This window comes from Fundidesulfovibrio magnetotacticus, assembly GCF_013019105.1.
In the GTDB taxonomy this organism is placed as follows: domain Bacteria; phylum Desulfobacterota; class Desulfovibrionia; order Desulfovibrionales; family Desulfovibrionaceae; genus Fundidesulfovibrio; species Fundidesulfovibrio magnetotacticus.
Map to the genome: position 1 here is coordinate 125685 of NZ_BLTE01000005.1, position 22576 is coordinate 148260.

Annotated in this window: 18 protein-coding genes; 11 read left to right on the forward strand and 7 right to left on the reverse strand. The window is 68.2% G+C overall.

Translation table 11 applies throughout. The annotated features are described in order from the left end of the window. Positions 1–104 precede the first annotated feature (104 nt). Positions 105–710 (reverse strand): MerR family transcriptional regulator, encoded by a 606-nt coding sequence (locus NNJEOMEG_RS07250; RefSeq protein WP_173082836.1) that lies wholly within the window; start codon positions 708–710, stop codon positions 105–107. A gap of 165 nt (positions 711–875) precedes the next feature. Here NNJEOMEG_RS07250 and NNJEOMEG_RS07255 point away from each other — a divergent pair, with 165 nt between their 5' ends. Both NNJEOMEG_RS07255 and NNJEOMEG_RS07260 read left to right on the forward strand, forming a co-directional pair. Further along, positions 876–2699 carry a bifunctional lysophospholipid acyltransferase family protein/GNAT family N-acetyltransferase gene (locus tag NNJEOMEG_RS07255; RefSeq protein ID WP_173082838.1) on the forward strand — a complete coding sequence of 608 codons (1824 nt, stop codon included), beginning with the start codon at positions 876–878 and terminating at the stop codon, positions 2697–2699. Between the two features lie 295 nt (positions 2700–2994). Then, complete coding sequence (locus NNJEOMEG_RS07260) at positions 2995–4551, forward strand: sigma 54-interacting transcriptional regulator (RefSeq protein ID WP_173082840.1); 1557 nt, start codon at positions 2995–2997, stop codon at positions 4549–4551. A gap of 111 nt (positions 4552–4662) precedes the next feature. Here NNJEOMEG_RS07260 and NNJEOMEG_RS07265 read toward each other — a convergent pair whose 3' ends face one another. The 3 genes from NNJEOMEG_RS07265 to NNJEOMEG_RS07275 all read right to left on the reverse strand — a co-directional run bounded on the left by NNJEOMEG_RS07265 (position 4663) and on the right by NNJEOMEG_RS07275 (position 6275). Further along, entirely contained in the window at positions 4663–5109 is a 447-nt protein-coding gene (locus tag NNJEOMEG_RS07265) for a DMT family transporter (RefSeq protein ID WP_235956866.1), read from the reverse strand. A gap of 319 nt (positions 5110–5428) precedes the next feature. Then, the gene (locus NNJEOMEG_RS07270) at positions 5429–5920 is read right to left on the reverse strand and encodes an amphi-Trp domain-containing protein (protein ID WP_268885682.1); all 492 of its coding nucleotides are present in this window, start codon (positions 5918–5920) and stop codon (positions 5429–5431) included. A gap of 52 nt (positions 5921–5972) precedes the next feature. Then, positions 5973–6275: a hypothetical protein gene (locus NNJEOMEG_RS07275; protein WP_173082846.1), complete on the reverse strand. Its 303-nt coding sequence runs from the start codon at positions 6273–6275 to the stop codon at positions 5973–5975. 125 nt (positions 6276–6400) lie between these two features. Here NNJEOMEG_RS07275 and NNJEOMEG_RS07280 point away from each other — a divergent pair, with 125 nt between their 5' ends. After that, positions 6401–6631, forward strand: a complete 231-nt coding sequence (locus tag NNJEOMEG_RS07280; RefSeq protein ID WP_173082848.1) for a hypothetical protein — start codon at positions 6401–6403, stop codon at positions 6629–6631. A gap of 213 nt (positions 6632–6844) precedes the next feature. Here the strand turns inward: NNJEOMEG_RS07280 and NNJEOMEG_RS07285 are convergent, their stop codons facing one another. Further along, on the reverse strand, positions 6845–9757 hold the full coding sequence (locus NNJEOMEG_RS07285) for an insulinase family protein (RefSeq protein WP_173082850.1): 2913 nt from the start codon (positions 9755–9757) through the stop codon (positions 6845–6847). Between the two features lie 304 nt (positions 9758–10061). Here NNJEOMEG_RS07285 and NNJEOMEG_RS07290 point away from each other — a divergent pair, with 304 nt between their 5' ends. The 5 genes from NNJEOMEG_RS07290 to NNJEOMEG_RS07310 all read left to right on the forward strand — a co-directional run bounded on the left by NNJEOMEG_RS07290 (position 10062) and on the right by NNJEOMEG_RS07310 (position 14555). After that, positions 10062–11093, forward strand: coding sequence for an OmpA family protein (locus NNJEOMEG_RS07290; RefSeq protein ID WP_173082852.1), 1032 nt, complete (start codon positions 10062–10064; stop codon positions 11091–11093). A gap of 237 nt (positions 11094–11330) precedes the next feature. Next, a complete protein-coding gene (locus NNJEOMEG_RS07295; RefSeq protein ID WP_173082855.1) occupies positions 11331–12134 on the forward strand; it encodes a LysM peptidoglycan-binding domain-containing protein in 804 nt (267 codons plus the stop codon). 373 nt (positions 12135–12507) lie between these two features. Next, entirely contained in the window at positions 12508–13152 is a 645-nt protein-coding gene (locus NNJEOMEG_RS07300; protein ID WP_173082857.1) for a peroxiredoxin, read from the forward strand. A gap of 250 nt (positions 13153–13402) precedes the next feature. Further along, on the forward strand, positions 13403–13981 hold the full coding sequence (locus tag NNJEOMEG_RS07305; protein WP_173082859.1) for a TetR/AcrR family transcriptional regulator: 579 nt from the start codon (positions 13403–13405) through the stop codon (positions 13979–13981). Positions 13982–14039: 58 nt separating this feature from the next. Next, positions 14040–14555 (forward strand): carboxymuconolactone decarboxylase family protein, encoded by a 516-nt coding sequence (locus NNJEOMEG_RS07310; RefSeq protein ID WP_173082861.1) that lies wholly within the window; start codon positions 14040–14042, stop codon positions 14553–14555. An 84-nt stretch (positions 14556–14639) separates the two neighbouring features. Here NNJEOMEG_RS07310 and NNJEOMEG_RS07315 read toward each other — a convergent pair whose 3' ends face one another. Further along, positions 14640–15821, reverse strand: a complete 1182-nt coding sequence (locus tag NNJEOMEG_RS07315) for an NAD(P)/FAD-dependent oxidoreductase (protein WP_173082863.1) — start codon at positions 15819–15821, stop codon at positions 14640–14642. Positions 15822–15908: 87 nt separating this feature from the next. On the opposite strand from NNJEOMEG_RS07315, the gene NNJEOMEG_RS07320 reads away from it, so the two are divergent. Continuing rightward, a complete protein-coding gene (locus NNJEOMEG_RS07320) occupies positions 15909–16577 on the forward strand; it encodes an HAD family hydrolase (protein ID WP_173082865.1) in 669 nt (222 codons plus the stop codon). A 94-nt stretch (positions 16578–16671) separates the two neighbouring features. Next, positions 16672–19212, forward strand: a complete 2541-nt coding sequence (locus NNJEOMEG_RS07325; RefSeq protein WP_173082867.1) for an ATP-binding protein — start codon at positions 16672–16674, stop codon at positions 19210–19212. A 113-nt stretch (positions 19213–19325) separates the two neighbouring features. Here NNJEOMEG_RS07325 and NNJEOMEG_RS07330 read toward each other — a convergent pair whose 3' ends face one another. Further along, the gene (locus NNJEOMEG_RS07330; protein ID WP_173082869.1) at positions 19326–21707 is read right to left on the reverse strand and encodes a methyl-accepting chemotaxis protein; all 2382 of its coding nucleotides are present in this window, start codon (positions 21705–21707) and stop codon (positions 19326–19328) included. 111 nt (positions 21708–21818) lie between these two features. On the opposite strand from NNJEOMEG_RS07330, the gene NNJEOMEG_RS07335 reads away from it, so the two are divergent. Continuing rightward, positions 21819–22559 (forward strand): M48 family metallopeptidase, encoded by a 741-nt coding sequence (locus tag NNJEOMEG_RS07335; RefSeq protein ID WP_173082871.1) that lies wholly within the window; start codon positions 21819–21821, stop codon positions 22557–22559. Positions 22560–22576: the final 17 nt, after the last annotated feature.

A 22576-nucleotide genomic window follows, 5' to 3' on the forward strand; every position in this document is an offset into this window, starting at 1 on the left:
CGGTGAAGCCCGCGAAGCAAAAAGGGATTCCATAAGGCCCTTGCCCTTTGGGCGCCGGAGGCATCTTCTCGGATCGCCTTGCACTCTGCCAGAACTTGTCGGCATCAAACTTTTACGCCCTTGATCTTTTCGAGCAGATGCTTCTCCATCTGCCGCGAGTCTTTGCGCAGGCGCACCAGTTCGGCTTCGAGCACCTTGAACTTGGCAGCGTGGTTTTCGTTTTCCGCCCGCAGGGTCACGATTTCCCGTCGGGCCTCTTCCAGATCATCGCGCAGGGTTCGTGCGGCCGGGTCTTCCAGGGCAGGGGCCGTGGCGGCCGGGACACCCTGCGCGCCGAGCCAGGCCGACAGGCGCTGTCCCATGGCTTCGGCCATGGCCGTGCCGATGCGCAGGGCGAGTTGTTCCACGTCGGGCTGCTGGACTGGCGCGGGCCGCACGATGACGGCTTGCGCCTGCCTATCCGGGGAGTCCGTCGCGGCGAAACGCCGGGCCAGTTCGTCGCGGACCTCGGGAACTGCCAGTCCCGACCCGAGCAACTCCGCGATGGCGCGGAACACGTCCAGGGCTTCCGGCTCGAAGCGTCGTCCGCGACCTTGGCCCCGGCCGGGCAGGAAGTCGCCGAAGCGGTTCTTCCAGTAGTGCAGGGTGGACTCGGGCACGTCCAGGCTTTTGGCGATGGCGGCAATGGAATGGAGCGGCGTTTCGGGCATGTGGTCCTCCGGCGATCCTTGGTGCGTAGGGCGCGGGAGCGCCTTTCGTCAACATCGCCGCCCGGGCTTGACCGGTTCGGCGCGAAGGGTCACGGAATCTCCACGGCTCCGCAACACGCCGGGGGTACCTGGGGTCAACCACCGCTCCAACCAGGAGGAGACCCCATGGAACCCGGAACACCCGCACGCCGCGCCGATTTTCTCGCCCTTGACGGGGCGGTCAAGAACCCTTTCGCCCGCACGGTGCTCAAGGCTGTTGGCGGTCCTCTGCGCCGCGCTTTGGCCCTGGACCGCTTGGCCAAGGCCTACGAGTCCGTCCCCCGGGGCGGCACGCCCGTGGAGTTCCTGCGCGGCGTCATCGACGCTTTCGGCTTCCGCTACCGCGTGAGCGGGGAGGAACTGGCGCGCATTCCGTCAACTGGCCCCGTGGTGGTTGTGGCCAACCATCCCTTCGGCGGCATGGAGGGCGTGATCCTCACGGAAATGCTCGCGGGAGTGCGCCCGGACGTGAAGGTGATGGCCAATTACCTGCTCGGTCGCATCGAGGAGTTGCGCGACCTGTTCATCCTGGTGGACCCTTTCGGTGCGTCGGGGGCCTGGGCGCGCAACGTCGCGCCCTTGCGCCAGAGCGTGGCCTGGCTGCGCGGCGGCGGCTGCCTGGGGGTGTTCCCGGCGGGCGAGGTGGCCCATTTCCGCATGGACGAGCGCCGCGTGGCCGATCCGGCCTGGAGCCCTTCCGTCGCGCGCATGGTGCGCGCCTGCGGAGCCACTGTGGTGCCCGTTCATTTCGCCGGGGCCAACGGCCCCATGTTCCATCTGGCGGGGTTGGTGCATCCGAGGCTTCGCACCATGCTGCTGGGCCGCGAGTTCGTGAACAAGGCCCGCAAGGAGGTGGAGGTGCGCATCGGCCGCCCGGTGCCGCCGCAGGCATTGGAAGGGCTCACCGACGAGCAGGCCGCCGGGCATCTGCGCCTGTGCGCCGAGGTGATGGGCCGCACGAGGCCGCGCGCGCTGCCCGCGCGCTTTCCCCTGCGGGGCGTGCGCCGCCAGGAGGCCCTGGCCCCGGCGCAGGACCCGGAGCTTATGGAGCGAGAGCTGGAGAGGCTCCCGGCTGAATGCCTGCTTCTGGAGTCCGGGGGAATGCGCGCCTACGAGGCGCGCGCCGCTCAGATTCCGCTGATCCTGCGCGAGATCGGACGCCTGCGCGAAATGACGTTCCGCAAGGTCGGCGAGGGCACGGGCAAATCCTGCGATCTGGACGGCTTCGACGGACACTATTCCCACGTTTTCCTCTGGAGCGTCTCCGCCCGCGAGGTGGTCGGGGCCTACCGTCTTGGCCGCTCGGACGAGATTCTTGCCACGCGGGGCCGGTCCGGTCTCTATGTGGACACGCTCTTCAAGCTCAAGCCCGGCTTCCTCACGCGGCTGGGGCCTGCCCTGGAGATGGGCCGCTCCTTCGTGCGCCCGGAACACCAGAAGAGCTACAACGCCCTGCTGCTGCTGTGGCGCGGCATCGGCACGGTGGTGGCGCGCGAGCCCCGCTACCGGACGCTCTTCGGCCCCGTGTCCATCACCAACGACTACCAGGCCGCTTCGCGCCAGCTCATGGCGGACTTCTTCGAGGCGCGCGGCGGGGAGGGCTCGGGCCTCTCGCGGCTGGTGAAGCCGCGCACGCCCCTGCGCGGGGCGGCGTGGCTCAAGCGCGCGGCGCGCTCCCTGGTGGCCGACGTGGACCGCCTTTCGGAGCTTGTGAGCTCCATGGAAGCGGACCGCAAGGGCATCCCGGTGCTCCTGCGGCAGTACCTGAAGCTGGGGGGCAAGCTCCTGGCCTTCAACGTGGACCGTGAATTCAGCGACGCCCTGGACGGGCTGATCGTGGTGGACCTCCTGGAAACGGAGCGCCGCCAGCTGGAGCGCTACCTGGGGCGCGACGGCCTGGCTGGCTTCCTGGCGCACCACGGGGCCGAGGGGGGCCTTCGCAGCGCCTGATTGACGAAATCGTCAAACAAGCCCACACGGCCCCGGCGTTCGCGCGTCGGGGCCGTCTTTTTTTGCGCTTTCACAAGGAGGCGGCAGGACGTCGGAGCGCCTTCCAACTCGTTGCAATCACGATCTCTTTACGAAGGATTCCGAAAAGACGCCCGTCACGGTCAGTTCCGAAAAGCGCTTTTTCCGAAACTGGCCCGCGTCTTCGGGGTTGCCACCATACATTATTGTAGTTAGTGTTCGGCCGGACGGGACATTTGCCGTAAACCTCCCAACCGAGCCTCTTTCCAGGTCACCCATGAAAAGCATCAGCCAGCTTGAACTAAAAGTTCTTTACGAAATTTCGCAAATCATCGGCCAGGCCCTGGACCTCGACCAGATCCTTGGCGACGTGCTGCGCATCCTCTCCGAAACCCTTGAGATGAAACGCGCCACCGTGACCCTCCTCGACGAGGAGACCTCGCTCCTGGCCATCCGCGCCTCCCACGGCCTCTCCGCCGAAGAGAAGAAGCGCGGCGTCTACAAGCTCGACGAAGGCGTCACCGGGCGCATCTTCCAGACCGGCAAGCCCTTCGTGGTCCCGGACATCGCCAAGGAACCCCTCTTCCTGGACCGCACCCGCTCGCGCGCCCTGGAGCGCGGCCGCATCGCCTTCCTGGGCGTGCCCATCATGCTCAAGGGCCTGGCCGTGGGCGCGCTCACCGTGGACCGCCTCTTCGGCGACGACGTCTCATACGACGAGGACGTGCGCCTGCTCTCCATCGTAACCGCGCTCATCGGCCAGTTCGTGCACCTGGGCAAGCAGGTGCGCGCCCGCGAGGAGCACCTGCGCCGCGAGAACCTGACGCTTCGCTTCAAGCTCTCCAAGACCTACCACCGCTTCTTCATCGTGGGCCAGAGCCAGCCCATGGTGCGCGTGCACCAGATGATCGAGAAGGTGGCCCCCACCCGGGCCACGGTGCTCCTGCTGGGCGAGTCCGGCACGGGCAAGACCCTCACCGCGCGCATGATCCACGAGCTCTCCGACCGCGCCAAGTATCCCTTCATCAAGGTGAACTGCGCGGCCATCCCGGAAAACCTCCTGGAAAGCGAACTATTCGGCTACGAGAAGGGGGCCTTCACCGGCGCGGTGGCCCCCAAACCCGGCCGCTTCGAGGAAGCCGACAAGGGCACCATCTTCCTGGACGAAATCGGGGAACTCTCGGCAGGAACCCAGGCCAAGCTCCTGCGCTTCCTCCAGGAGCGCGAGTTCGAACGCCTGGGCGGCGGCAAGACGCGAAAGGTGGACGTGCGCATCATCGCCGCCACCAACCGCGACCTGGCCGACGCCGCCGCCATGGGCGAATTCCGCGAGGACCTCTACTACCGCCTGAACGTCTTCCCCGTGCTGGTGCCCAGCCTGCGCGAGCGCCGCGAGGACATCCCGGCGCTTTTGAACCACTTCCTGGACAAGCTCTCGCGCGAGTACGGGCGCAGGCTCTCCTTCTCGCCCCGCGCCCTGGACGCCCTGGTGAAGTACGACTGGCCCGGCAACGTGCGCGAGATGGAAAACCTCGTGGAGCGCCTCTCCATCATGGTGGAGGACGAGCGCATCGACCTGGCCGACATCCCGCCCTACTTCTTCGCCTCCGGCAAGCCCCAGGCCGCCCTGCCCGCCGAGGGCGCGGGCAGCCTCAAGGACATGGAAAAGCGCGAGGTGATGGCCGCCCTGGAGCGCCACGGCTGGGTGCAGTCACGCGCGGCCCGGGAACTGGGGCTCACGCTGCGCCAGATGGGCTACCGCATCAAGAAGTTCGGCCTGGAGCGCCTGGTGGACGAACGCCGGGGCCGCGAGCACGGCCTGGAAACCCACTGAGGCCGCAAGGGGCCGACCCCAGCCCGGATCCCACAGCCCGGATCCCGCGGCCGGACCGGCGGCCGGACCCGCGCGGGGCCGCCGCGCCCGGGGCAGGAAACCAGACACCCCTCAGAAGGACTTGATCATCCAGGCCCCCAGGCCCAGGAGCACCACGCCCGCGATGCGCGCCGGGCTCGCCGCGTGCTCGGGGAAGCCCAGCAGTCCGTGGTGGTCCAGGAGCACCGAGGCCACGAGCTGTCCGGCCAACATGAAGGCCGTCATGGTGGCCGCGCCCAGGCGCGGCCCCAGGTAGATGGTGGTGGCCACGAAGAAGGCCCCCAGCGCCCCGCCGATCCACAGCCAGGGCGGCGTGCGGGCCAGGTCGCCCGGGGAGGGCCACGTCAGGCGCTGGGCCAGGCACCAGCCCAGCAGGCAGAGCGTGCCCACCAGGAAGGAGACGAACGCCGCCTGGGCGGGATCGGACAGGCGGCCGCGCAGGAGCACGTTCACCCCGGCCTGGACCGGAATGAGCGCCCCGGCGGCCACGGCCAGGACGAGAAGGGGGAGTTTTTCCACGGCGAACCTCCTGGTTCTTGCCCCCGGGGAGCGCGGCCGGAGGGCTAACAAGACGCCGGGTCTTGCGCCGGGCGGCCCGCACGGCCTGTGGCGGCCACGCCACATGCCTCGCAGGCGCGCCTGGACGGACGTTCCGTTCCCGGACGCAGGCGGCCAGCCCGGGGCGCAGCCAGCAGAAAGACCGCCTTGCGGCCGTGCCTCAATGCCGAACGTCTCGTGCTGCGTCCTCAAAGGCCGCCCATGCGGACAGCCAAAGCAAGTGGCGAAAAGCATCGGTTTTCATTTTGAAAACATCTTCATGTTTTTCAAAACCGCCACACTAGTGCTTGCGGGGTTTCTTTTCGCGCTTCTCCTTGTCCTTGCCCTTGTCCTTGCCCTTGCCCGCGCCCTTCTCTCCTTCGTTCTCGTCGCACTGCTCCGGCGCGGAGACATCCGGCTCGGACCGCGTATCCTCCGCAGCGACCGGTTCGGCACAGGGCGCCTGCTCGCAGACGGAGGCCTCCCGAGGTTCCTGCCCGGCCTCGTCTTCAACGCAGGGGGACGGCTCCACCGCGCTGATGCGAAAATCCGGCAGGGGGGCGGCCTCTTCCGGCTCCCGCCATTTCACGGAGAGATCGAGCCGCTGCCGCCCTTTTTTGACGGCGGCCTCAACTTCGAATTCCAAGGCGCTGCCCGGCTTGAGGGTCAAAAATTCCTCTCCCCTGTGCAGGCAGACGACGCCCGCGCGCAGTCCGGTCGCCAGTTCTTCGAGCAGCACGGCCAGGTCCGAGGGGGCCAGCGTTCCTTCCAGCGAGAGACTTTTCGTGCTCATGAGGGCTCCGGGTGGATGCGCCGCTCGGGGCGGCGGCTAGACGGTTGAAAGCTTAGTCGGCCGATTGCGGGCCTTGGTCCGGGCAGGGCGGCCACGGTGCGTCGTCCGCGCCCGAGACGCCCGAACCGCGCGCCTCGATGCGCGGCTTGTCCCGAGCCTCGCGGCGCAGTTCCTCCATTTTTCGCTCGACCTTCTTCACGAACTTGTCCAGGGCCTTGTTCACGGCCGTATCCACGTCGAGGCGCTTGTCCATTCCCCTGGCTTCCGCCTTCAGGGCCTCGATGCGTTCAGCCAGGTCGGCGTGGACGTTGAAGATCATGCGTTTGATCTCGCGATCACACTTGAAAATGGACATTCCGTACCCTCAAATCCGTACAGATTTTGTACGCATATCGTCCAAACCCACAGGGCCGTCAACCACCTTCGGAGGCTTCTTGACGCGCACGCCCCGCCCGGGCATTCCAGCCCTCGGAGGACGCCATGAAAGAAAACCTCGACCTCGTCTTCAAGGGACTACTGCTGGCCCTTCTGGCGGCGTTCGTGTGGGTATGGTCCGAGACGCGCTCCGTGGGCCGCTACGCCTACTTCCGCGACGGAGATCTGGAATTCGTGCTCGATACGTCCACGGGCATGCTCTATCAGGGCGGCTACGCCATGAACCACCTCACCGGCCAGGAAGGGCCCGTGCGCAAGGACCCCATGCGCCCCTGACGGCGGGTTGGGCGCACTGAACCCGACGGTCTTACGGCCCCGCACCGCGAGGGGGAACGACGCGGGCCCGGCCGACTGGCCCGGAGGCCCGAACCGGCCGCCCAGCCCCGGCTTCCGAAGCACGCGGCAACGGCGCGCGGCCCGGACTCCAGAGCCCGGGCCGCGCGGCGCGCCATCCGGCGCCGGACCCTCCGGCCCGGCTCCGCGTCGCGGCTACATGGCCCGGGTGATCTCCAGAGCGCCCACGGCCTCCGAGGCCCCACGCAGGGCCTCCTCTCCGCCCAGCACCACCACCGGCGCGCCGTCCATGGCCCTGGTCATCACGCGGCCCGCCTCGCGCAGGTGGTCCAGCGTGGTCTCCATCACCTCGCGGCGCACCCGGGCGCGGGTCTCCTCGCCGTCGCGCGCCCAGTGGCGCGCCATGGCCACGTGGCCCTGGGCGTCGGGGAGCAGCACGGCGTCGAAATCCCCCACGGCCCCGATCACGGCGCGCTCCAGCTCTTCGGGGCCGATGTCGAGCTTCGCCAGGAAGTCGCCCGCCTCCGCGAAGGCCTCCAGCGTTTTGGCGATGTTGGGGTCGCGGTAGGAGACCATGGAGAGCGTGCCGGACCAGCGGTCGAAGGAGCTGAAGGCCCCGTAGGCCCCGCCGCGCACGCGCACGCGCTCCCAGAGGTAGGCGTTGCGAAGGTAGCGGCAGGCCACGAGCATGGAGCCGTGGAAGTCGTAGTCCCCGGGGGCGAGCAGGCGGCCCTGGGCCACGTAGTTCACCTGCACCGGCGCGGCCAGGCCCTCGCGGGCGGGCAGCTCCAGGGCGGGCCACGCCGCCTGCGTGGCGGGGGCGCCCTGGGGCAGGTCCGCCAGGAGGGCCATCAGGCGCGGCCGGAAGCCCTCGAAGGCCTTGGCGTCCAGGGTGACGTTGGCCTCCAGGCCCGCGCGGGTGAGCACGCACTCGCGCAGCCGGTGCAGCCCGGCGTTGAGGACGGGCCAGTGTTCGTCGAAGGCCTCGGCCCAGCGGCGAAGGCCCTGGATGGCCTTGAGCCCCGCGAGGCGCTCCTCGGCCAGGGCCGCCCGGTGGAAACGCGCCTTGAGGCGGCGCGAGGCGTAGACGTGCCCCGAAGGCGCGAGCCTGCGTTCCGAGCGGGCCTTGGCCTCCAGGAGCATCTCGCGGAAGCGGGCCTTGTCGTCGAAATTGGCCTGGAGGAGGGCGTCGGAGAGGATGCCCAGGAAGTCGCCCGCGCGCTCCGGCGTGGCCTTGCCCGCCACGATCAGCCGCGCCGAGGCCGCCCCGGGGCCGCCCGCCCGGACGGAGGACAGGGCCACCTCGCGCCCCAGGCCGCCGGTCTTGCGCGCCGCCCGGTTGAGGAAGCGGGCGAAGTCCTCCTTGCGGGTGCCCATCTCCAGGAGCGCGCGCCCGAAGAGGGGCGTGAGCGGCAGAAGCTCCGGGTCCACGCCGGAGAGGTCGAAGCCCAGCTCCAGGTAGACCACGCCGTTGGTGGGCAGGTCGTGGAAGAAGACGCCTGGTTCGGGCCAGTCGCCGGGGATGCGCTTGTTCTCGCGGGGCAGGTCGGCCAGGTGCAGCTTGGGGATGCGGGCCAGGTCCTCCGGGGCGTCGGGCGTCTCCTGGAAGTGGGCGATGCGCCGGGCCAGATCCCGGGCCTGCTCCATGCCCTCGGGCGTGAGGGCGGCCAGCGCCGCGTCCAGGCGCGCGCGCTCCTCGTCCAGGAGGCGGCGCTCCATGCCGGGGTCGGGCAGCAGGAGCACGTGGACCCGGTGGGGATTGTTCAGCAAGTGTTCGTCCAGCAGGCTTTCCAGGAGGCCTTCGCCCTTGGCAAGGCTGGCCTTGAGGGCGTCCAGGGGCGCCTGGAAGCGGATCGGGGCCAGGGGGTCGCCGTCGTGCAGCCAGGTGACGAGCGCGCGCAGCATGAGCGAGAGCCCGCGCGGGAAGGACCCCGTGTTGTTCTCGCGCAGCCTGAACTCGATGGTGTTCAGGGCCGCCTCAACGTCGTCGGGATCGATGCCCTTGGCGCGGATGTCCTTGAGGGTGTCCAGCACGAGCTGCTGGGCCTCCTCCAGGCGGGCGGGCTCCACGCCCTTGAGGCCGATGGAGAAGGTCATCTGGCGCAGTTCGGTCTCCAGACCGCCTCCCGCCAGGTCCTCGCCCAGGCCCGAAGCGATGAGCGCCCGGCGCAGGGGCGAGCCCGGCAGGCCGATGAGCACGTGCTCCAGCACCGCCAGGGCAAGGGTGCGCTCCACGTCGGAGGCCTCCGGGAGGAGCCAGTTGACGGTGAAGTAGGCCTTGGGTTCGCGGCCCTCCTCGGCGGGGGCGCAGGCGTAGCGTTCCTCCACGCGGCGGGGCGCGTCGAAGGGCTTCTGGAGGGCCACGGCCGAATCGGGTTCGATGGGCTGGAAGTCCTTCAGGTATTCTTCAAGGATGAGCAGGCGGCGTTCGGGGTCGTCGTCGCCGTAGAAGTAGAAGCGCGCGTTGGAGGGATGGTAGTATTTGGCGTGGAAGTCCTTGAACTGGCTGTAGGTGAGCCGGGGGATCACGGCGGGATCGCCGCCGGAATCGACGCCGTAGGTCGTCCCGGGGAAGAGCGCCCGCTGGGAGTGCTCGCCCAGGAGGCTCTCGGGCGAGGAGTAGGCCCCCTTCATCTCGTTGTAGACCACTCCCTTGAAGACGAATCCGCCCTCGTGGGGGTGGAAGTGCCAGCCCTCCTGCCCGAAGACCTCCTCGGGGATGCGCGGGTGGAAGACGGCGTCCAGGTAGACGTCCACGAGGTTGTAAAAGTCGGCCAGGTTGGCGCTGGCCACGGGGTAGCAGGTCTTGTCGGGGTAGGTGAAGGCGTTCAGGAACGTCTGGAGCGAGCTTTTGAGCAGCTCCACGAAGGGTTCCTTCACGGGATACCTGCGCGAGCCGCAGAGCACGGAGTGCTCCAGAATGTGGGGCAGGCCCGTGGAGTCGGTCGGCGGCGTACGCAGCGTGACGCCGAAGACCTTGTTCTCGTCGGCGCAGGAGATCGAGAGCAGTTCGGCCCCGGTGGGACCGTGGCGGTAGAGGCGGGCCGTGAGGGCGTATTCCTCGACGGCGGTTTCCGAGACGAGCGTGAAACCGTGGGTGGCGGTCATGCGGGACTCCCTTCGATGGCGATGCCCCCTCCTACCCCAGCGGGGGGCATTCGCCAAGCCTCGAGAAGCCCCGTTACGGCCCTCCCCGGGCGAACTTCGCCCAAACCCTTGCAAAGACGGCCATAATGACCTATGGATCGGGCCGTAGGCGAAAACGCTTGCCCAGCAGGCGTTTTTGCGGCTATTGAAACGTGAGGAAAACACGCGTTTACGGAGGCGGGCTCCGAAAAGCGCGTGCCCATTGGCTCAGAGGGTGGCTCTCTCTAAAGAACCAATTAATTTGATTCGGAAGGAGGACTTAGGCATGAGAAAAATGCGCATCATCGTGGCCATGCTCATCATGGCCCTGGTCGCCACGGCCATGCCGGCCGCGGCCAAGAAGATGGTTCCCAAGGTCGACAACTTCATCCTGTTCGTGGACCATTCCAGCTCCATGGCCTTCTCCTACAAGGGGCAGCGCTATGTGCAGTTCGGCGGCGTCTCCAAGATCCAGATGGCCAAGTCCACCGCCGTGGAACTCAACAAGATGATCCCCGCCCTGTCCTACAAGGCCGGCGTCTACACCTTCGCCCCCTACAAGCAGTACGCTGGCATGGCTCCTTACGACAAGGCCGCCGTGGACAAGGGCATCGCCCCCATCAGCACCGACTACGACACCTACGGCCGCATGACCCCCATGGGCATTGGCCTGCAGGACCTCGACAAGGTCGTGGGCGGCCTCTCCGGCAAGACCGCCGTCATCATCTTCTCTGACGGCGACTCCAACCGCGGCATCGACCCCGTTGCCGTGGCCAAGCAGATGCAGGCCAAGTACGGCGACAAGATCTGCTTCAGCGTGGTGAGCTTCGCCGACAACAAGAACGGCGAGCGCATCAACAAGGAAATCGCTGCCCTGTCCAAGTGCGGCTGCTTCGCCCTGGGTGAAGAGCTGCTCCGCAACCAGGCCGCCCGCGAAACCTTCCTGAAGTGCGCCCTGTACGACTTCATCGACGACGAAGTGGTGATCTTCCGCTCCATCTACTTCGACTTCGACAAGTACAACATCAAGAAGGAATTCATCCCCGTTCTTGACGAAGGCGTCGCCATCATCAAGTCCAAGCCGAACCTGGCCGTCATCCTGGAAGGCCACACCGACTCCATCGGCACCGAGAAGTACAACATGGGCCTCTCGATCCGCCGCGCCAACTCCGTGAAGGCCTACTTCGTGAAGAAGGGCATCGACGCCGGCCGCATCACCGCCGTGGGCTTCGGCAAGATGAACCCCCGCTACGACAACAAGACCGCCGAAGGCCGCAAGATGAACCGCCGCGTGGAGATCAAGTTCAAGTCGAACTAGTCCCCAAACGGTAGTCTCGGACGACCACCCGGGGCGGGGCCGAAAGGCCCCGCCCTTCCTTTTTGACGCCCCCCCCACAACGAAGGTGTCTGAGCCCGACGAGAACGCACGTACCGCCTCCCTTGCGTACACCTTCCTTTTTGACGCCAGCGCGGTTGCCCTCCGGCGCTTCATGCCGTATCAGGTTGCCCAGCCTGCCTGCGGGCAGGCCCACGACCGATTCCGGAGGTTCCCAGCATGGTGAAAACCCTCATCCCCGCCTTGGCCCTCTGCCTCGCCCTTACCGGGTGCGGCCTCTTGGGCGACTCCAAACCCGAGCCCGCGCCCGTTGCGGAAGTGAAGCCCCAGCCCGACCCGCCGCCGCCCCCGCCGCCGCCCCCGCCCCTTACCCACAAGGTCGGCAAGGGGGAAAGCGTCGCCAGCCTGGCCAAGAAGTACGGCGTCTCCGCCAAAGAACTCATGGAGACCAACAAACTGGCCAACGCCAAGGCGCTCAAGGCCGGCATGACCCTCACCATTCCCGGCAAGACCGCCGAGCCAGCCAAGCCCAAACCCGTGGCCGAAAAACCCGCGCCCCCGGAGAAGGAAGTCAAGGAACCCAAGGGTAAGGGCTCCAAGTCCGATCCCTATGGCGTGGAATCGGCCCTCGCCCCCGAGAAGGGCAAGAAAAAACCCTCCAAGGTCGACGACGACGCCACCTACGAAAAGATCAAAGTCGAATTCCACGAGTACGCCCGCAAGTGGCTGGAGAAATCCGCCGCACTCTCCCAGTCCAACAAGGACCGCAAGGACGTGAAGATGGAAGACGGCCGCTATGTGGCCAGCTACTCCATCATCCTCGTCAACACCATGCAGACAGAAGTGAAGCGCGTGGAATACGACCACACGCCCTATGTGGGCCACATCACCTACCAGATCGAGGTTCACCGCTCCTTCGGCGCCACGCCCCAGGCGGCCGCCGGCGCCAAGGAGGACGAGGTGAAACAGGAATCCATGCGCGAGATCTTCAGCTACTCCGGACAGAAGCGCGCCTGGAGATGACGCGCGGCCGACAGCCGCGACCGACGTGACTCAAGGTCCGTCCGGCACAGCCGGGCGGACCTTTTCCTTTTGGGGGCACCGTACAGGCCAGCGTCAAGGTTTGCGGAATAAAGTCTCAGCGGGCCAGGAGGCTGCGGATTCTTGCCTTGCGCTCAGCACCCATTAATGGATGGAACCGTGTCGCCGATCCGTCGGCAGATGGCAGCGGGATCGACCTCCCCGATGGCGAAAAACTGTTAGGCGCTCGTTTTGACGAGAGATTTTTGATTCTGGCTTGACACGAAGATTTTTGATGCAATTCTCTGGGAACAGTGTAAAGTCCACTGAGTTTCGGAATCATTCTTACATCACTGCCTGTCATCACGGAGGGTTCATGTCGCACCATCACCAACACCATCACGGCGAAGAAGGCTGCTGCCAGACCACTGCCCGCGTGGGCAAGCCCGTTGAAAACTTCACCCTGGAAACCTTCGACCCCGAAGAAGGCTTCTTCGGAGAAGTGAGCCTGGAGAAGATCCGCGAATCCAAAAAGTGGACCATCCTCTTCTTCTATCCGGCGGACTTCACCTTCGTCTGCCCCACCGAACTGGCCGACCTGGCCAGCAAGCACGAGGCCCTCAAGGCTCTCGGCTGCGAGGTGGTGGCCATCTCCACGGACACCAAGTTCGCCCACATGGCCTGGCATGGCAGCGAGAAGCTCATGGCCGGAGTGCGCTACAAGATGGCCGCCGACCCCACGGGCAAGGTCTCCCGCTACTTCGGCGTCTACGACGAGGCCACCGGACTGGCCTTGCGCGGAACCTTCATCATCAACCCCGACGGCGTGCTCGTGGGCTCCGAGGTGAACTTCTACAACGTGGGCCGTAACGCCGAGGAACTCGGCCGCAAGATGGACGCCAACCTCTACTTGTCCACCCATCCCGGCGAGGCCTGCCCCGCACGCTGGTCCCCCGGCGCCAAGACGCTTACGCCCTCCGAGAAGCTGGTGGGCAAGGTCTACGAAGCACTCAACAGCTAGACACGTCACCTCACGAAGCGCGGGCGTCTCCCATCCGCCCGCTCCTCGCCGCTCCTCCCCGGGACAGCGCCCCGGGGAGGGGCTTTCACCTCCTGCCCATACAGTGTCACGCACCCGCCTGCGGCAGTCCCCCGACCTGGCTCACGGCCTCAAGGCCTCCACCGTGCCCGGCTTGAACCGACCGACGTTCCCCGTCGAACGGTATTTTTGCTCCTTGACCAAGCTAGACGACCGGTCTATTATCGTCGCCATGCAAAAGGACGCACGCCGCGCCATCTTGGAAGCCGCCGCGCCGCTCATTCACCGGCAGGGCTTCAACAACACGGGTCTCAAAGAGATTCTGGACGCGGCCCGCGTTCCAAAGGGCTCGTTCTACTTCTACTTCAAGTCCAAGGAAGACTTCGGCATCGCTCTGGTGGACCACATTGCCCAGGGTCTGAAAGAAGACGCGCTCGCCTTCCTAGAGGCCAACCCACGGCCGCCGCTGGAACAGCTTCGGCTCTTCATGGAACACCGGCGCGACCAGAGGATTCAGGCAGACTGCGAGGCCGGATGCCCCATCGGCAACCTGGCCTTGGAGATGAGCGACCTCTCCCCGGCCATGCGCGGGCGCATCCGGCAGGCGTTGGACGGCGTCACGCGCTTCTACGCAACGTTTCTGCGCCAGGCCCAGGAGCGCGGGGAACTCGATCCGGCCCTGGACGCGGACGCCACGGCCGCCTTCATCCTGGACGCAATGGAGGGAGCGCTCCTGCGCATGAAGGTGGAAAAGAGCGCCGAACCACTGGACCGCTGCAGGGCTTTCGTTTTCTCGAAACTTCTGGCGTGATGATTTATTGGATCAACAACTAGCCGACCGGTCTACTAGTGCCGGTCCAGGAGGCTCCATGTTCCTGCTCGAAACCGTCGATCCCGAAAAGGCCCAGGGCAAGGTGGCCGAGGCTTACTCCATTTTCAAGAACTTCGGGGCGCCAATCCCCCTGCGCCTGCTTTCCGCCAGCCCGGACCTGCAGGAACGCCAGACGGCCATGATCGGCTACTTCATGGGCCACCCCAGGCTCTCGCCCGGGCTTCTGGCCTCCATCCGATTCGCCATCGCATCCAAGACCGGCCACCTGGCCTGCGAGGCCCTGAACCGGGACATCCTCGGCCGCATGGGGGTCAACGAGCAGGAGATCGCCGGGCTGCCCACCGGCGCGGCCGAAACGCCCCTGGAAGAGAGCGAAGAGGCGCTCTTCCGCTTCGTGCTGCGCTCCTTCGACGACCCGGCCTCGGCCAACGCCCGGGACATCCAGGCCCTGCGCGCCCTGGGCTGGCAGGATGCGGACATCCTCGACGCCATGTTCCACGCGGCCGGGATGCTCGCCTCGTCGGTGCTCTTCAAGACCTTCGTGCGCGCCTAGAACGTCACGGCCAACGCCCGCCGCGGCCATGGGGCGCGGCGGGGCACGGCGGCCGGAAGCCCGCAGGGCGCGCCAGACGTTGCCTCAGCGCCAGGGTCCGTGACAGTCCAGAGGTTTGCACAGGCGGAACGAGCGCATGCCGTGCACCATCTCCTGGAGTTTCGTGCCGCCGCCGCCCAGGAAGAGCCTCACCGGCCCCAGGATGCCCAAGCGCGTGAGCCAGTAGAGCGCGGTGCGCAGGCGCTTGGACCAGACAAGCTCGGGGAAGATCTCCCGCTCCAGATCCGCCTGATAGGCCGCCCCGGGCTCACCCGCGCCGCGCAGACCGCCCAGGCAGGCCCGTGCGGCCATCTCGCCGGTGCGCAGGGCATAATGAATGCCCTCGCCGAAGAAGGGCTCCACCAGCCCCCCGGCGTCTCCGGCCAGGAGGGCGCGTCCCGCGAGGGGGCGCTCCAGCCAGTTGCCGTAGGGCAGCGGATGGCCCTTCACGTTCTGGCGCAAGGCCTGGGGCACGTTCAAAAAATCCAGGAAGTCCGTGAAGCAACGGCTGATCATCCCGGCCGGACGCCCTCGGTAGAGCCCGCAGATGCCCAGCACCACAACGTCGCGGTGCGGGAAGCTCCAGCAATAGCCCGCGTCGATGAATCCGGAGGCGATGGTCGGGAAATCGGCGGCGACGTCCTCGTGCAGGCCGGGGATTCCGGCCAGCGCGGACCGGTCCAGGTAGAGTTCCAGACCCATGCCCTGTTCCCGACCGAAGCGGGCCTCGTCGATGCCGCAGCAACGGCGTACCGTGCTGTTGGCCCCGTCCGCGCCCACGAGATGCCGCGCGGTCCAGGCCGAGCCGTCCGAAGCGCCGACAACGCCCGAAACAGGGTCGGCCGAAACCACGCCCAGGCCCTGGAGCACCTCCGCACCGGCGGCCGCCGCCCGGTCCAGGCACCAGGCGTCGAAGACGCGCCGGTCCACGAAGTGGAAGGGATAGACGAGCTGCCCCTCGGAGAGCACGGTCTCCCGGTGGCGGATGCGGTAGCGCGAACTCTTGTGGTTGATCACGCCCAGGGCTTCCAACTGGGCCGCCGTGGTTCCGAAAACGCGCTCGATGGTCTTGAGCGTCTTCCACGTGAGCAGCCCCGCGCAAAGCTTGGGGCGCGGAAACCGGGCCTTGTCCAGCACGGCCACGCGCGCGCCGGCCCCGGCCAGCACGGTCGCCGCCGCCGCTCCGGCCGGTCCGCCTCCCGCGACGATCACGTCTCGATCCGCCATGTGCCCCCCTCCTGCCCAGGTCTAGCCCCCGGAACCCTTGCGCGCCGGGGGTCCACCTGATAACCCCTCCCAGTCCCGGAGGCAACGATGCGCACTCCAGCACGCCTCGCGGCCGTCGTCTTCGACTTCGACGGCACGCTGGCCCGCCCCGCCCTGGATTTCCCCCTCATGAAGCGCCGCGTGGGGCTTCTGGCCGAAGGCTTCCTGCCCGGCGTCCACGAGCCAGGCCCCCTGCCGGCGCTGGAGTGGATCGACGCCCTGGCCGCGCGCCTGGAGGCCCGCCGCGCCCGGGACTTCCGCGCCCAGGCCCTGGCCCTCATCGCGGACATGGAGCGCGAGGCCGCCGCGAGCACTTCCCTCTTCGATTTCGTGCGCCCGGCCCTGGACCGTCTGCGCGGGCGGGGCGTCGCTCTGGCCGTGGTCACGCGCAACAGCCGAGACTCCGTGAACACCGTGTTTCCGGACGCCGGCCGCTACCTCGGCGCGGTGCTGGCCCGCGAGGACGTGCGCGCCGTCAAACCCCACCCCGAACACGTGCTGGCCGCGCTGCGCGCCCTGGACCGAGCCCCCGGCGAGGCCCTCATGGTGGGCGACCACCCCCAGGACGTGCAGGTCGCGCGCGCGGCAGGGACCCTCAGCGCCGCCGTGTCCAGCGGCGACACCGCGCCCGAGCGCCTGGCGCGGGCCGGGCCGGACTTCCTGGAAGCCGACGCGGGGCTCCTCCTGGAGCGCCTGGAGAACCTGGGCTGGCTCTGAGGCGGACGGCAATCCATTCGGCGCAAATTCAAACAGTTGACTTTTGCGTCGCCCTGTCGTGTTGATGTAGAATGTTCATCCACAGGGGGAGGCCGTGACCTACCACTTCGCGGACCTGGTGGACGCCGCCGCGCTGAGCGAATTGCTCGAAAGCCTCAAGGACGCTTCGGGGCTGACGAGCATTGTGCTGGACGACCGGGGAGGCATCGTGGCCTCGGCAGGCTGGAACTCCCAGTGCACCGCCGTGCACCACCCGGGGGCGCCCTCCATATCGCTCGTCTGCCGACGCGGCACGGCGGCCGGGGAGCTGCCTCACGGACCCTGCGCGGACGATTACACGCTCTTCAAGTGCTTCATGGGCTATTGCGACGCCTCGGCCCCCATCCAGGTGGAAGGCGTTCCCATCGCCACCATCCACCTGGGCCAATTCTTCGTGGCCCCCCCCGACCTGGCGCGCCTGCGCGAGAGGGCCAGACGCCTCGACCTGCCCGTGGAACTCTGCCTGGAATTGGCCTCGCAAGCGCCCGTGATCCCCCTGGACCGCGTGGGCCCCATCCTGGACTTCTACGCCAAGCTGGGCGCGACCCTGGCCGACCAGGGACTCAAACGCATGCGCCTCACCGCCGCCGAGGCGGCCCTGGCCTCGGAGCAGGGACGCTACCGCCGTTTCCTGGCCTCGGTGACCAACTACTCCTACACCGTTCGCATGGACAACGGCCGCATCGCCTCCGTGACCCACAGCCCGGGGTGCGAATCCGTCACCGGCTGCTCCCCGAGGGACTTCGAGCACGATCCCCTGCTCTGGGCCCGCCTCGTGCACGAGAAAGACCGCCAGAAGGTGATCCGCTTCTTCGAGACCATCATGGCCGGGGACACCGCGCCCCCCCTGGAACACCGGATACGCCGCAAGAACGGCGAGACGCGCTGGATCCGCAACACCCCCGTGGTGCTGCACGGCCCGGAAGGCGTGGAGTCCTTCGAGGGGCTCGTGCAGGACGTGACCGAGCGCAAGCTCATGGAGGCCGAACTCCAGGACGCCAGACGGCGCGCCGAGGAGGCCAGCCGCGCCAAGAGCGACTTCCTGGCCAACATGAGCCACGAAATCCGCACCCCCATGAACGCCATCCTGGGCCTGACCCAGCTCGCCTTGCGCCGCGTTCCCGAAGGCGAAACGCGCGGCCTCCTGGAAGGCGTGGTCGAGGCCGGGGCCTCGCTCCTGGCCATTCTGGGCGACATTCTGGACTTCTCCAAGATCGAGGCCGGGCGCATGGAACTTTGCCTGGAAGACTTCAACCCTTCCGAACTGCTGGCTCGCGCGGCCCAGGCCATCTCCCCCCAGGCGCGGCGCAAGGACCTGGACCTCTGCCTGGAGCTCTCCCCGGAGTTGCCCGGCCTGGTGCGAGCCGACCCCCTGCGTCTGCGCCAGGTGGCGGACAACCTCCTGAACAACGCCGTGAAGTTCACGTCCCGGGGCCACGTGCGCCTGCGCGCCTGGCCCGAGGACAGCAGGGGAATTCTCTGCTTCGAGGTGTCGGACACGGGCATCGGCATCCCTCCCGGCAAGCTGGAGGCCATCTTCGAGACCTTCACCCAGGCGGACTCCAGCACCACGCGTCGCTTCGGCGGCACGGGCCTGGGCCTGGCCATCTGCCGCAAGCTCCTGGACATGATGGGCGGCAGCATCCGCGCCGGGGGTGAGCCCGGCCGAGGGGCCGTGTTCCTCGTTCGCGTACCTGTGGCAGAGGCCCGGGGCAGCGCCGCCATCCCTGCTCCGGCCGCCTGCCCCGACCCCCAAACGCCCCCTGGCGAACCCGCCAGGCCCGGCCTGCGCCTGCTGCTGGCCGAGGACGAGCGCACCAACCGCATCTTCGCCCGCACCTTCCTGGAAGAGGAGGGCCACAGCGTGATCGAGGCCCACAACGGCGCCCAGGCCCTGGAACTCCTGGCGCAAGGGGGCTTCGACCTGGTGCTCATGGACGTCTCCATGCCCGTGATGGACGGCCTGGAAGCCACGCGCGTGATCCGCTCGGGACGCGCGCCCGGCGCGCCTGCCGACCTGCCCGTGGTGGGGCTCACGGCCCATGCCGTGAAGGGTGACCGAGAACGCTTCCTTGCGGCGGGCATGGACGCCTGCCTCGTGAAGCCACTGGACCTGGAGGAACTGCGCGGCGTGCTGGACGCCTACCGCGCGGACCGGCCGGAAGCCCGGCCCAAGGAGCAAGAGGCCCAGGCCGAGCGCACGCCCGAGCACGTCCCCCCCCGCGCCGCGCACGGGGACGCGCTCAACCGTTCCTGGCTGGCACGCTTGTTCAGGGGCAAGGAGCGCACCCTGGCCACGCTTCTGGACATCTTCCTGCGCGATGCCCCAGGGCGCACAGCCAGGCTGCGTCAGGCATGGGGGGCGGGCAACGCCCAGGAGGTGGCCGAAGAGGCCCATTCCATCAAAGGGTCGGCGGCCGTGGTGGGGGCGGTGCGGCTCAAGGCCGCGGCCGAGGAGCTGGAGCTTGCCGCCCGGTCAGGCAGGCTCGGACCGGCCCGGGAGCTGCTGGAGGCGCTGGAGACGGAGTGCCGGGCCGTGCTTGAAGCCATCGAGGCTGGGGTGCCCGAGGCCCGCGCCGCCGAGAGCGAAACCTGAGCGTCCCGAGGGGAGGGCCGCGCCGGTTCTGAGCACCCGCCGGGCAGTTCCGGCGTCCACCCTGGCGTCCACCGGGGCGCTCAGGGCTGATGCGCCTTCCCTGGCCCCGGGGTCTAGTCCTTCATGCCCCTGATGAGTTCTTCCAGGCTGGCGGCCTGCCGGTCTACGTCTTCCAGGGCGCTGGAGGCCTCCTCCATGCCCCGCGCCGTGCTGGAGGAGATGTCCTCGATCTCGGCCACGGCGCGGCTGGCCTGGGCGCTGGCCCCCGCCTGCCCCCCGGCGGCCTCGGCGATGGCCTTGGCCTGGTTCGCCGCGCCCTGCACGATGGCCACGATGCGCTCCAGCGACGCCCCCGAGGACTGGGCCAGGCGCGTGGACTCCACGATCTCGCGGGCCGCCTGCTCGGTGGCCTTGAGGGTCTGGGCCGCACCGCCCCGGATGGAGTCCAGGGTGGCGCCCACTTCGTGGGTGGCCTGCATGGTCTTTTCGGCCAGCTTGCGCACCTCGTCGGCCACCACGGCGAAGCCGCGCCCGGCGTCTCCGGCGCGTGCGGCCTCGATGGCGGCGTTGAGGGCCAGCAGGTTGGTCTGGTCGGCTATGTCTCCGATCACCTGGAGCACCTTGCCCACGTTGTCGGCCTGCACGCCCAGTTCGCGCATCTTCTCCTGAAGGTCCAGCACCTGGGCCTGGGCAGCGGCGATGGCCTGCACGGCGGTCTGCACGAGGCCCGCGCCCTCCTGGGCCGCGCCCTTGGCGTCCTCGGCGCTTAGGGCGGCTTCGCCCGCCAGGTCGGCCATGTGGTGGGCCGAGTCGGTCATGGCCGAGACCGCGCCCACGGTTTCGGTGGCGCGCGCGTTCTGGTGTGTCGCGCCTTCGGCGGCCTGGGCGATGCGCTCGGCCAGGCGGCGCATGGCCTGGTTCAGTTCCCGGGCGATGTCCTGGGAGGACTCCACGGCCAGGGCCAGTGCGTCGTTGCGTTTCTGCAGTTCGGATTCGTGGCGCTTGATGTCCGTGATGTCGGAGAGCACGCCCACCACGCCGAGGACGTTGCCGTCCAGGTCGTGCAGCAGGTCCGAGTCCACGAGGGCCACGCGGTGGTTGCCCTTGCGCGTGACGAACTCGATCTCCGCCTTGTAGACGCAGACGTTGTTCTTCAGGCATTTGCTCATCACGGTTTCTTTGGTAGCGTCGTTGCGAACCAACTCGGCCACGGTGAGGCCCAGCCAGTCCTCCGGCTCGCCCTGCACCTCGATGAAGTCGAGCAGTTCGCGGTTGGTGAAGGTGACCCGGGCCTCGTTGTCCGCGACCAGGAGCGGCACCTTGAAGGATCTCTGGAGCCCCTGAGCGTAGCCCAGGCGACCGCGTTGCTCCTTGACCATCACGGCCAGGTCGTTCTCCAGTTCGGCCAGCTCCCCGGTGGCGCGGCCCTGGGGCCTGGCGTCCAGGTCGCCCTGGGCCACGCGGCGGGCGAAGGCGCGGATGGCGTCCAGCTGGCGCACGATGCCGCGCGAGATGAACGTGACCAGAAGCCCCGCCACGGCCAGGGCCGAAAGAGAAAGGCCCAGGGCCCGCAGCTTGCGCGACTGGTAGTCGGCGATGCGCTTTTCGAGCAGCGCGTCCAACTCGGCGGAGCACACGGTCCACAGCCGGATGCTCTCGGCCATGGCCCGCTCGCCCAGGGCGCGGATCTCGGCGGGCTTGGCGGGTTTGCCCTCCGAAAGGGCCTCCAGGGCCTGGGCCAGGGCCGAAGCGGCCTCGGAATAGGCCTTGAGGCGCGCGGGCACGGCGCGTTGGAGCGAATCGCTGCGGCCGTAGAAGTTCTCGTCCTCCTTGAGCGCCGTGTTCAGGCTGGCCTCGATGCGCTCCTGGTCTGCCTCGCGCAGCATGGCCGCCTGCACGGCCAGGAGCTTGCGCTCGGCCAGCCCCAACTCGGGAAGCGCAGCCAGCTCAGCCCCCTGGCGCACGGCCCTGGCGGTGCGGTCCAGGGTCTGGGGCAGGGCCAGAAGCACGGCGTCCATGACGTAGTAGCTGTCCAGGTCCGGGTCGAGGATCAGGTTGGAGATGTCTCCCGCGTGGGCGATCATCACGCGCACGTCGGCCGTCAGGGCGTCCAGGGCCTCGGGTGCGGGCGTGTTGCCGCGCAGGGCGCGCCAGGCGGACTCCACCCTGGGCGGGGCCTGCTTTTCGCGGCCCCGCTTGGCCAGCTCCGCCGGGGTGAAGAGCAGGGCTTCGCCGTGCAGGGACATGGCCTTGCCCAGGTCCGCGAAGGCCTGGTCCACGGCGGCCGGTCTCGTCCCCCCGTCGGGCAGGCTTTCCAGCAGGCGGATCATGGGGCGCAGCACGGCGTTGCCCTTGATTTCCATGCTGGCGAAGTCGATGTCCTTGTCGAGACCGCGAACGGTGAAGAAGGTGAGCAGGGCTATGGGCAAGGCGAACATCAGGCTGCTTCCGGCCAGCTTGACCGAAATGCGCGCTGCGGAGAAGGGGTACGGCATGGGGGTACTCCGGGTGGGGCAAGAATCATTGACAATGCTGTCAATTGGCTGTTTCAGCATACGGCAAGCCCCTTTTGACAGCAAGTCCAACATATGATCAGGAATCCCTCCGTGAACGCCTCCAGGACAATCCCGCCTTCCGGGCTTCCGCCCCTGCCGGACTACCGCGTGCGCGTCTCGGCCCGGGCCAGGCAGGTGCGTCTGGTGGTCACCCCGCGCGACGGGCTGGTGGTGAGCGTGCCCGTGGGATTCGACGCCGCACTCGTGCCGGAGATCGTTGCGCAGCGGCTGGAGTGGGTGACGCGCACTCTCGAGCGGGTGGCGCTCCAGCGCGCGGAGGCCCTGCTGCCCCCGGCCGGGGTGTCGCTTCGCGCCGTGGGGCGCGAGCTGACCGTGCGCTACCGCCCGGGACCGGACGGGAGCGGCTCGGTGCGGGTGCGCGCCGCTGGGCCTGTCAGCCTGGAGGTTTCGGGCGCGCTTGCCGACCGCGAACTGGTGGCCCGCGCGCTCAGGACCTGGCTCAAACGCGAGGCCGCCCGGGAGCTACCCCCGCGCCTGGACGCCCTCTCGGCCCGCCTGGACCTGCCCCACGCCGGGTGCGTGGTGCGCCTGCAGCGCTCCCGCTGGGGCAGCTGCTCGGCCAGGGGGACCATCTCGCTCAACGCCCGGCTCCTCTTCCTGCCACCGGAACTCTCCGACTACGTGCTGGCCCACGAACTGGCCCACACCCTGCACCTGGACCACTCCCCCGCCTACTGGCGCGCCCTGGAGGAGCGCCTGCCCGGCGCGCGCGGGCTCGACCGCCAACTGCGCCACGCCGGACGCTTCGTGCCCGCCTGGTCGCGCCCCTGAGGCCGCCCCCTTTCCCT